This is a genomic window from Streptomyces sp. YGL11-2 (assembly GCF_050054615.1).
Taxonomy (GTDB): Bacteria; Actinomycetota; Actinomycetes; order Streptomycetales; family Streptomycetaceae; genus Streptomyces.
The window spans coordinates 1-9,217 of sequence record NZ_JBNHIN010000108.1 but is presented as its reverse complement, the minus strand read 5'-3'; the positions used below and the strand labels follow the sequence as shown (position 1 = coordinate 9,217).

Here is a 9,217-nt window from a genome sequence, read left to right as displayed (position 1 = left end):
CCGGATCGGCGCTGCCGGCCTTGGCGCCCAGGTCGATGAACGGAATCCCGTTGTACGACTCGACCGTCTGCCCGAACGCATTCTCGCTGCGGCTGTAGTAGCCGGCCCGGCGTGCAAGGGAGCGGATACGGGCGATGGTCTTCTTGTTGCCGAGCAGTGCCGAGGGGGTGTCGTCGAGCAGGCCGAGGAACTCGTCGAGGCTGTCGAGCGCGTTGTGCGCTGCCGGCTGGTCGGCGGGGGTGGACCAGTCGGCAGCGGCCTTGTACTCCGTGCTGGAGTTGGCCAGCACCTTCGACAGTCCCTCGAACCCGGTGGCGGTGGAGGTGTTGCGGTTGCCGTTGATGACCTGGTCGGAGAAGAACGCACGCGCGCTTTTGATCGTCTGCCCCATCTGAAAGGTGACTTCGTTGGTGGCGGCCGGGCCGAGGTTGGACAGGACCCGGTCGATTTCGAAGGCGCCGCCGAGCACGGACAGGTCGACGGTCGCGCGGGTGCGCTTGGCCTGCTCGGTGCCGTACTCGGTGTTCAGCGGCCGGAAGGCGGCGCCGCGCTCGGACACCAGGCGGGTGTAGCCGTAGGTCAGCGTGGCACCGCCGCCGGCGGGGTTCACGACGTCGTCGAACGTCAGGTTGTCCAGCAGCCATGAGGACTTGCGGAACTCATCGATCACGCGCAGGTCGATGTCGTCCTGCGTGTTCTGTGCGGCGTCGGCGAGGGTGATTGCCATCGGTACTCCCTAAGGTTCAGGCGCCAAGCCGAGCGGCGATGGCGTCATGGAGGGTGGCCGGCTTGGTGGGCGCAGCCGGAGCGCCGTTGAACTCCGCACCGCCGCGGCCTGGGACGGCTGGCGTCGCCCGGTACAGATCCGGGTCGGCCTCGACAACGGCCCGAATCGCGGTGTTGAGCTGCTCGCCGAACTTGGCGTCGGCGGGGTCGAGCTGGGCGACCGTGTCGAGGAACGACCGGCTGTTCAGCAGCCGGTCGGCGCGGGCGCCCTGCTCGGCGGCGGCCTTGTAGGCGGCCAGTTCCACGCGCGCCGTGCGCAGTTCGCTTGCAGAGTGGTCGAGCTGCTTGTCGCGCTCGGCGACCGCTGCGGCAAGCGCGGCCGGGTCCTGTTCGCCTTGGCCCTCGGGGTTGAGTGCCTTGGTCACAGCGTCGAGGGCGGACCGCAGTTCGTCGCGCTCGGCGGCGGTTTGCTCGGTGCGCGACGTGGCGTCGGCGAGCTGCCGCTCGGCAGCCGGGTCCGGCGTCGGCGCGGCAGTGGTGGCCGATAGTGGCTCCGGGGCCCCGGGCGCGGTGGCTGGACCGGTGGACGCCGCGGCCAAGGCTGTGGGGGTGGTGCTGTCAGACATGGGTATTCGGTCCTCCGTGGCGGTGTGCAGGCATGGCAACGGGCCCGCCTGATGGCAGGCCCGGATGGGGTGTTGGGGAACAATGCCGTTACTCGGCGGCCTGGTCCTCGTCGTCGAACGGCCGGGCCGTGACGTAGCCGCGGACCCACGCCAGGCGTAGCAGGGACTCGGCCGGGTGCGGGCAGTCAGTCGCCGGCCGGGCGGCCTGCGCAGCGTCGTGGCCGGCCTGGTGGGCGCACACAGCGTCTTCGCGGAACCCCACAGCGCACCCTCCTATCGCTTCCGACGCTGGTCATGGGCAGCGTGTCGAGCGGTCTCTGCCGCGTCGGTGGCAACACCGGTTACCTGCTCGGTGAACTCGGCGAGCGTCACGCGGGGCGAGACCTCTTCCCAAAACCTGATCAGGTCGTCACTGGCGCGTGCGTAGGCCACATGAGCAGGGCCGGTAAAGAGACTGCGGGGGTCGACGCCGGCGGCCTCGGCTACCCGGTTGAGCATGTGCCCGCGGATCGTGTCCTCCGCGGCGAGCCACTGCAAGTGAATGTGCTCGTCGTACATCGCGCGTATCTCCTTGCGCGTGTACGCGGTCTGCGCCTGCCGTTCGGCGAGTTCCTTCTCGTAAGCCCAGCGTTCGGCGGCCGACATGTGCGCAGTGCCGTCAGGGCCACGCGTGATGTCGCGTCCGAAGGCGCCCCACTCGTCGGGGTCGGCCGGCCGCAGTTCGTCCAGCCGGAGGGGGCCGAGCAGCCGGTCGAGCACGGCCCGGTCGGCGGCGTAGTCGGCAACCGTCCCACCCACAGTGGCTTGCGGCGGGATGACGGGGTACCGCCGGTCGAACTCGGCAGCAACACGCCGGTGATCACGGTCGTCGAGAACGCCCGTGCGGATCGCTGCGCGGAGCTGGTCGTCGCTCATCTCGCGCAGCGTGGCGTCGTCCCCGCCGCGCACACGGGCAGCCTCGACGGCGTCCTGCGGCGGATGGGTTGCGGTGCTGGGGAGGTTCCCGGCACCAGGCTGTTCCCGGTACCGCTTGCGGATCAACTCGGGGTGTGCGGCGAGGTGTTCGCGCTGTTTCTTCTGCCAGGCGCGCACCTTGGCCCCGGCCGCTCGCTTGCCCTCGGGCGCGGTCGAGGCTGCGGCGCGGTTTTTCCACTTCCGAATGCCCCGCTCGATGGCGCGCTGCCGCTGTGTTGCCTCGTACCCGTCGGGGTCGGTGGAGTGCTTGGCCGGGGCCCGGGTCACCCCAGGCAGGTAGGCACTGGTGGAGTGCCGACAGTTCGGGTGTTGGAACCCGTGGCGGCGCGCTTCATCAAGGGATCCGGCAACCTGCACGCGGACCGTGCGGCCGTCCTCGACGGCGTGCTCGACCTCCACAGTGCGGGAGCCGTCCGGACCGTCCAGGGCCAGCACCCGCCCCTCGTAGGGGCGGCACAGCGGGCACTCGTGCGGCGCGTTGGAGACGATCACCAGAGACACTCCGGCGGCGCGGATGCGGTCGCCGTGCGCCTCGACCGCGGCGCGCCCCACGCTGGTGCGCACGGCCATTTCGGCGTACGAGGTCATCGACCACGCGCGCCCGCTCTTGTCGACGAACGTCCGCAGACCACGGTCGGCAAACCGCTCCATGGCGGCCTGCGTGGCTTGGCGACGGGTGTCGATGCCTAGCAGGGGTGTAGTGGATCCCTCGGCAACCACCTGGCGGTAACCGTCCTCGACGCCGCGGAGAATGCCGCGGTGCGTGGCGGTGACACGGTCGACGGTCTCGTGCGCGAGGCGATCGACGGCGCGTCCGTTCGGGGTGCTTTCGGAGATCCGTCGGGCGTCGTTGTCGTGCAGCGCGCCGAGTTCGGTCAGCCCCGCGCGGGCGCCGGTGTTGTACGCCTCGGCGATCACGTCGAACACGTGCCGGGTCATCGCCTTGCCGAGTTCGTCGACGACGCTCTGCGCGGCCCGGCGTAGCGGCTGGATATCGCGCAGCTTGGCAACCTCCCACCCGGGCGCCTCCAGGCCGGCAGCAAGTTGCCGAGCGACGATGCCCAGCAGCCTGGCCTCGGCGTCCGCGTACAGGTCGCGGACGCCCGCGGACAAGTCCTCGACCATTCCAGGGTGGATCGGCACGCCACCTCCCTCGGACATGGCGGCATACAGAGCGAGGGCCCCAACCGCAAATCCGTTACCACGCGTGACTGGTCAGGTGCACAATGTCTGTGCGGCCCAGCGCCGCAAAGTACGAGAAGGAGCGTGTCTCATGCCGAACGGCAACCAGTCGGCAAGTCCCTGGCACTCGCCGATATTTCAGCCACTGATGCACGAGGCCGGGATCGCGGCGCAGACCCTGTGTATTGGTCTCACCACCTTGCGCAAGGCTAACTACATGCAGCCCGAGAAGTACTACGGAGGCTTCTTCAGCTACACGATAGGGCTGGAACGCGCCATGAAGTTGACCATCCTGCTCGACTCGCTCGTGGAACAAGGGAAATTCCCCAGCGACCAGCAGCTCAAGAGTGCCTACGGCCATGACTTGAACAAACTGCTCGCGGCCGTGCAGGCGATCCGGGTGAAGCTGGACCAGGGCCAGCTTCGTTGGCAGTTGCCGCACCCCGACATTGTCGACGATGCGGTGACGTTCCTTGCCGAGTTCGCCAAGACCACCCGGTACTACAACCTTGATGTCCTGTCTGGCAAGGCGCCGACACTTGATCCGGTGGCCCGCTGGTTCAGGGATGTCGGTAAGCCTCTGCTTGACAAACGCCCCGCACGGCAGACGCGTCGAAACGCAGCTCAGGCACAGGCCGCGGAACAGCTCGCGGGGGGCTATTTTCTCATCCACGCCATCACGGAGGACGGCACCCCGGTAAGCAGCGCCGAAGATGCCGTCCTCGCGGGCCGCAATAGTGAGTACGTGGCGAAGGAGGGCACCTTCCTTTGTACCGCGCTGGTGAGGTACGTCATCGAAGTGCTTCTCCATCGGTGGCACGCGGCACGGAAAACGGGCCATGTGATCCCAGACTTTGGCGACTTCTTCTACTTGTTTAACAACAGTGACGCTCTTCTCAAGAACCGAATGACGTTCTCGGTGACTTAGACGAGTTGCCCGGCCTGCATGAGGTCGGGCACTGCTTGGCCGGTCTCGGCGAGGATGCGGTCGACCTCGGCTTGCACCGCGTCGTCATCCCAATCCGGTTGCAGGATGCGCACCTTGGTGTCGACACTGACGGCCTGCGCCTGCGCGAGCAGGGACAGGGTTTGCGCGACCGTCTGCGGGTCTTCGCTGACGGAGTCCCCGAACTGGATCGTGGGCCGTTCCGGTGTCAGTGCCGGGGTGTAGAGGGCCTGGTCGAGGCGCAACATCACGAGCAGCATGTCGGCCAGCGCCGGAGTCCAGTAACGCGACTTCTTGTCCCGCGTGATCATCGACCGACGCTCGCGGGCAGTGACCTCGGTCGCCGTAGCGGCGGTTGAGTCGCCCAGGCCGAAGGACTGCGCGGAGTAGCCGGCAAGCTGTACGGCCTGCTGCATGATCGCGTCGGCCGTCTGCTGGTGCTCAGCAACCCTGATGGCGAACTGAGACAGGGTGATCCCTGCTGCGTTGTTGTCGCCCGGCGGAATGCTGAGTGCCTGCCAGATCTCCCGGTCATCGTCGAAGGATGCGCCGCGGCCGGGGCCGTGGTCGCGCAGGTAGCCGTCGGGCACGATCAACCGGGCGCGGGCGAGGCGGATATCGCGCAGCCACGAAGACCACGTCTCGTCGAGCGCGTCGAACAAGTCGTGCGCGCTCTGGTAGTCACTGCGACCGAACGGTGACCCGCGATGCCGGCGGTTGGGACGGATATTGGGCACGTAGGCGGCCGTGAGCTGATCGAGGCCAGTCTCGATCGCGTCGCCCTCGGAGCTGAGGGAGTCGGCGAGCGGTGCCGTCTCGGGGCGTTCCGTGAGCGGCGTCCGCGTGCCGAGGCTGTCGGTGGTGCCCTGGTAGAGGCCGTGCAGGATGCGCCCGACTTCGTGCCGTTCCAAGTGGCGCCAGACCGTGGAGCCGTCCGCGGACAGCTCATGCCAGAAGGTGACGGCGGCGAGCTGTCCCCAGCGGAATTCCGGTATGGCGCAGTCGGCATGCACGGCCGTCAGCAGCGGCCGGGCAGCGAGGGAGGCATCCCATGTGACGCGCAGATACACCCCACCAAGTGCGGCAGCCACTTCGGCCGCTTCGAGCAGTGTGTTCGCAACGCCGCTGGCCTCGGTGATCTCGTCGAGCCGGGCCTGCGTCGCCGGATCCGCCACGGTGAACGTGGGCGGCTCGCTGAACAGGAGGTCGGCCGAGGTGGTCGCGATGTCGGCGGGAAGCGGGATATGCAGCNGAGCCGGGCCTGCGTCGCCGGATCCGCCACGGTGAACGTGGGCGGCTCGCTGAACAGGAGGTCGGCCGAGGTGGTCGCGATGTCGGCGGGAAGCGGGATATGCAGCCGGGTGTCGTGCCGGCCGGGCTGCGGGTGGCGGTGGCGGGCCCACAGTCGGCGGCGGCCGTCGCGCCGGTGCTGGTGGTCCTGGTGGACGTCGGCCAGGCGGCGCCGGTCACCGGAGTACCACGCGTCATCGATGCGCATCTCGCGGTACAGGGTGGCATGTTGCTGCGGCGGCCAGCTGGCACCGTTGTCCGGAAGAGGCATTGATTTCCCTCCCCGTGTTTTAAGTAGACGCAAGTGGCCACTCAAACAGAGCGGCCGTAAAATTGGACCGTAAACGCTGTCGCCGTAGTAGGGAGGCAGCTATGGCGATCTTCTACAAGTTTGAGTCGACGCACCTTTGTGAATCGTGCTACGGCAAGGAAATTGACCGACTGCGGTCTACCAATGCCAACCCTCCGGCGGGTCGAATTGTGCATGTATGCTACGGCAAATCACCCAGTTTGACCGTTCTTGAAGTGTGGCGGACGAATTCTGAGTTTGCCGAGTACTCAAAGCTTCGCAAGCCGGTGACGTGTGAGCATGGAACTGGCATGCCGGAAGTTGCTTTTCCCCGACCTCAGGTAGTCAAAGTCTATAACTGTGTAATCTCTGAAGAGATATTCTCGGATGGGTTTACCTACAGGGAAGAAGCGTGATGTGCGTTATTCGGGTGCTATTAGATGGCGCCACTCGTGTGCAGTTGAGTGCACGGCGTAGCGCAGCGCGTCGCACGAGTGGTCGTCGCGTTTGATCGGGCGGTCTTCGCCGCGGTCGGACGCGGCGGGGTCCCATGCGTAGCCAGGCAGCTCGGACAGTAGGCCGGAGCATGAGGAGTGGACGCGCAGCAGGCCGGAGTCGAGCGCGGTTGAAACGCTGCGGATGCCGTCGAGGACGTCATTTCGGGCACGTGCGATACCGGGGTGCCCGTCCGTCCACAACTGTGTGGAAAAGCTCGCGGCGCTCGGGTCGACGAACGTCCACTCTGGTTCGACCTGCTGCTCGGCCAGCCACCGGCGTATGGCGGCGCTGTACTGCGCGTCGGTCATCTGCCGGCGGGTCTGCCGTGAGTCATGGCGCCACTCGGCGACTGCGTACAGGCGGTCGTCGTCGCCGAGGCCGAGCAGCACGGCCGAAGTGGCGTTCGTGGTGCCGTAGTCGATGCCGAGCCACAGCCGGCGCATCGCGGGCAGGGAGTCGACGACGTGCTGCTGCTCGTCCCACATGTCATAGACGGCGCCCTCGGCGACGCACCACGCGCCGTCGATCATCCGGCGTTTCCACAGCCCGACGTACTCGGCGGCAAGCGACGCCACGTAGGCGCGGGACAAGCTCGGGTTGTCGTCGAGGCGGAAGTGCCATGACATGAGGTCGAGTTCAGCCTCGCGGTCGAGATAGCCCGTCTTGAGCCAATGCCGAGGACCGTCCGGGTTGGTGGTGGCCAGCAGTCGTGCCCCAGGCACGGACAGGCGGGCAAGGAGCTGTGTCCAGAACCCTTCGGGGAGCAGTGTTGCCTCGTCGACGTATGCCAGGCAGGCGGTCAGGCCGCGCAGGCGGCCCTCGGCGCGAGCGTCGGCCGCGCCGATCAGGTGTACGGTCCGGCCGAGGATGACGGCCGTGGTCGCCCCGCGGGTGTGCCGTACCTGCCGGGCGACGGGCCCGAACAGCGCCTCGTCGGCGAGCGGTTCGAGACAGTTGCGCTCGATGGTCTGCAAGCTGCGCCCACAGATCACGATCAGCCCGGACGTGGGAGCCTCGGCCACGGCCAGGACGAACGCCAGCAACGAGGCCACGGTCTTGCCGGAGCGCACCGCGCCGTGCCAAAGGCAGATACGGGCGGTTGCCTGCGCGACGGACTGGAGCTGTTTCCGGGACAGCGGCAGGGAGTCGAGCACAGGCTCACCCCCCGGTGTCGGCCCCCTCGTCCGTCTCGGCCTGGTCGGCGTCGGCGAACGCGGCGCGCAGGCCGCGGGCAAGGTCGGTGAGCATGGAACGGACCTCGCCGGTACCGGTGCCGGCGTCGATCTCGACGAGCCGCGCAGCGCTCGTCAGGTATGAGCTGATGGCTTGGGAGTGGTGGCGCTCATCCTGGGCAGGCGGCTCATCGGAGATCACGCGGACCGTGCGGCCGTTGGGCAGCAGCTCAACGCGCACATACTCGGTGGCCTCGGCGCGGTCGAGATTGGCGGAGGCGCGGGCGTACAGGCGGCCGACGAGCTGCCGGCGCTGCTCGGCGAGGTCGAGTTGCCGCGCCGCGGTGGCCGGAGCGACCCGCGCCCCGCCCTCGAACCGCAGTCCCTCGTCGCGGGCGATCTTCGACACGGTCGAGCTGCTGCGCCCGATGGCGCGGGCGGTGGCGTTGCGAGACTTGCCCTCGGCGTGCAGACGGCGGACTTGGTCCCGCTCGGCGTCGCTGATCGGTTCGCGCATAGCTCACCTCCCGGCGCCCTGGCTGCGGACATGACGGCGCCCCGCTGCACGGGGGATAGCAGCGGGGCGCCGAGTGTGGAAGTTTTCGGGCACGCCGAAGACGGGCCCCACTTTAGATCACGGGAAGGTAACGCTGCAAGTGGTGGGCTGGGTGCCCTCGGCATACACGGCGTGTACGAGGCTGGCCTGGAACATCCCCGCGCGCGGGGCGTTAGTGGGTTACATGGGAAGCTGCTTCCCGTGAAGGTCGGATTCCCCGCACGTGCGGGGGTGTTCCGAGCTACGCTCCATACACGGTGTGTACGGCGGCCGTGCTTTTTGTGCGGTCGCCGTACGGAGCGCTTTCCCATCTCAGAGGCCCGATCAGGGCCAAAGGGAAGGGGTCGCAGTGCGGACACACTGCGACCCCGGGATGACCGCTCACGCGGTCAGGAGAAGCGGATGGGGCTCGTCGGTTCCCTCAGTGCCTGAACCAGTCGATTCCGATGCGAACGAGACTGGCCAGGAACGTTAAGAGGGGCCACGGGCCCGATCCCTGTGGAGATGATCGCCGGTGCTTCACATTGCCTCCGATTGATCGAAACGGTTGCCGGAGGCTGCGTGCAGTGTGACAGCGAGTCACCTACGCGGCCGACAATACGGGGTGCTAAGGCGGCCTGTTCATGATTCCCCTGAATCTGCGGACAGTTGAAAGCTGCACGCTGGCGAGGCTGGCTGGCGGCGCGACAAGATCCGCGCTACGCCGGCCGCTTGCCCGTCTCCTTCGCATGTCAGCGACAGCCGTGCGTCTGAGGTCGGTAGCCACACCGATCTATCTGCGAAGTCCACCTGCCAGCCGAGCAGGCCCCGGCCACGGACTGAACGAACTTGCGGCACAGACTTGGCTGTTTGGTCCATGCTCGACACCATGCCCAACCTCTTAGTGGGCGGTTCGCGAGTTGATGTCCGTTTCGGAGTGAGGCTTGGGGCAGGGGTGCTGGCTGCGGTGCCGGCTAC

10 protein-coding genes are annotated in these 9,217 nt (G+C 67.5%); 3 read left to right on the top strand and 7 right to left on the bottom strand.

Annotated features, from left to right (window positions below; all coding sequences use genetic code 11):
• The 4 genes from ACO1BR_RS43235 to ACO1BR_RS43220 form a co-directional block, all read right to left on the bottom strand.
• A partial coding sequence (locus ACO1BR_RS43235) for a major capsid protein (protein ID WP_426800607.1) occupies positions 1–727 on the bottom strand: 727 nt, incomplete at its 3' end.
• A 16-nt stretch (positions 728–743) separates the two neighbouring features.
• Positions 744–1,352: a hypothetical protein gene (locus ACO1BR_RS43230; protein WP_426800606.1), complete on the bottom strand. Its 609-nt coding sequence runs from the start codon at positions 1,350–1,352 to the stop codon at positions 744–746.
• An 88-nt stretch (positions 1,353–1,440) separates the two neighbouring features.
• On the bottom strand, positions 1,441–1,614 hold the full coding sequence (locus ACO1BR_RS43225; RefSeq protein ID WP_426800605.1) for an Rmf/CrpP fold protein: 174 nt from the start codon (positions 1,612–1,614) through the stop codon (positions 1,441–1,443).
• A gap of 11 nt (positions 1,615–1,625) precedes the next feature.
• On the bottom strand, positions 1,626–3,470 hold the full coding sequence (locus ACO1BR_RS43220; protein WP_426800604.1) for a phage minor capsid protein: 1,845 nt from the start codon (positions 3,468–3,470) through the stop codon (positions 1,626–1,628).
• A gap of 130 nt (positions 3,471–3,600) precedes the next feature.
• Between ACO1BR_RS43220 and ACO1BR_RS43215 the strand changes: the two genes are divergently transcribed.
• The gene (locus ACO1BR_RS43215) at positions 3,601–4,437 is read left to right on the top strand and encodes a hypothetical protein (protein ID WP_426800603.1); all 837 of its coding nucleotides are present in this window, start codon (positions 3,601–3,603) and stop codon (positions 4,435–4,437) included.
• Here the strand turns inward: ACO1BR_RS43215 and ACO1BR_RS43210 are convergent.
• A complete protein-coding gene (locus tag ACO1BR_RS43210; protein ID WP_426800602.1) occupies positions 4,434–5,858 on the bottom strand; it encodes a phage portal protein in 1,425 nt (474 codons plus the stop codon). The genes ACO1BR_RS43215 and ACO1BR_RS43210 overlap by 4 nt on opposite strands.
• Between ACO1BR_RS43210 and ACO1BR_RS43205 the strand changes: the two genes are divergently transcribed.
• Complete coding sequence (locus ACO1BR_RS43205) at positions 5,807–6,019, top strand: hypothetical protein (RefSeq protein ID WP_426800608.1); 213 nt, start codon at positions 5,807–5,809, stop codon at positions 6,017–6,019. The two genes, ACO1BR_RS43210 and ACO1BR_RS43205, sit on opposite strands and share 52 nt — an antisense overlap.
• A gap of 98 nt (positions 6,020–6,117) precedes the next feature.
• Positions 6,118–6,450 carry a hypothetical protein gene (locus tag ACO1BR_RS43200; protein WP_426800601.1) on the top strand — a complete coding sequence of 111 codons (333 nt, stop codon included), beginning with the start codon at positions 6,118–6,120 and terminating at the stop codon, positions 6,448–6,450.
• 6 nt (positions 6,451–6,456) lie between these two features.
• Here the strand turns inward: ACO1BR_RS43200 and ACO1BR_RS43195 are convergent, their stop codons facing one another.
• Positions 6,457–7,686: a PBSX family phage terminase large subunit gene (locus ACO1BR_RS43195; protein WP_426800600.1), complete on the bottom strand. Its 1,230-nt coding sequence runs from the start codon at positions 7,684–7,686 to the stop codon at positions 6,457–6,459.
• A 4-nt stretch (positions 7,687–7,690) separates the two neighbouring features.
• On the bottom strand, positions 7,691–8,221 hold the full coding sequence (locus tag ACO1BR_RS43190; protein WP_426800599.1) for a helix-turn-helix domain-containing protein: 531 nt from the start codon (positions 8,219–8,221) through the stop codon (positions 7,691–7,693).
• Positions 8,222–9,217: the final 996 nt, after the last annotated feature.

Excerpts from the sequence above, each read along its gene's own strand:
- ACO1BR_RS43215 (WP_426800603.1), top strand. The coding sequence starts at position 3,601 with ATGCCGAACGGCAACCAGTCGGCAAGTCCCTGGCACTCGCCGATATTT.
- ACO1BR_RS43230 (WP_426800606.1), bottom strand. The coding sequence starts at position 1,352 with ATGTCTGACAGCACCACCCCCACAGCCTTGGCCGCGGCGTCCACCGGT.
- ACO1BR_RS43200 (WP_426800601.1), top strand. The coding sequence starts at position 6,118 with ATGGCGATCTTCTACAAGTTTGAGTCGACGCACCTTTGTGAATCGTGC.
- ACO1BR_RS43190 (WP_426800599.1), bottom strand. The coding sequence starts at position 8,221 with ATGCGCGAACCGATCAGCGACGCCGAGCGGGACCAAGTCCGCCGTCTG.
- ACO1BR_RS43205 (WP_426800608.1), top strand. The coding sequence starts at position 5,807 with ATGCAGCCGGGTGTCGTGCCGGCCGGGCTGCGGGTGGCGGTGGCGGGC.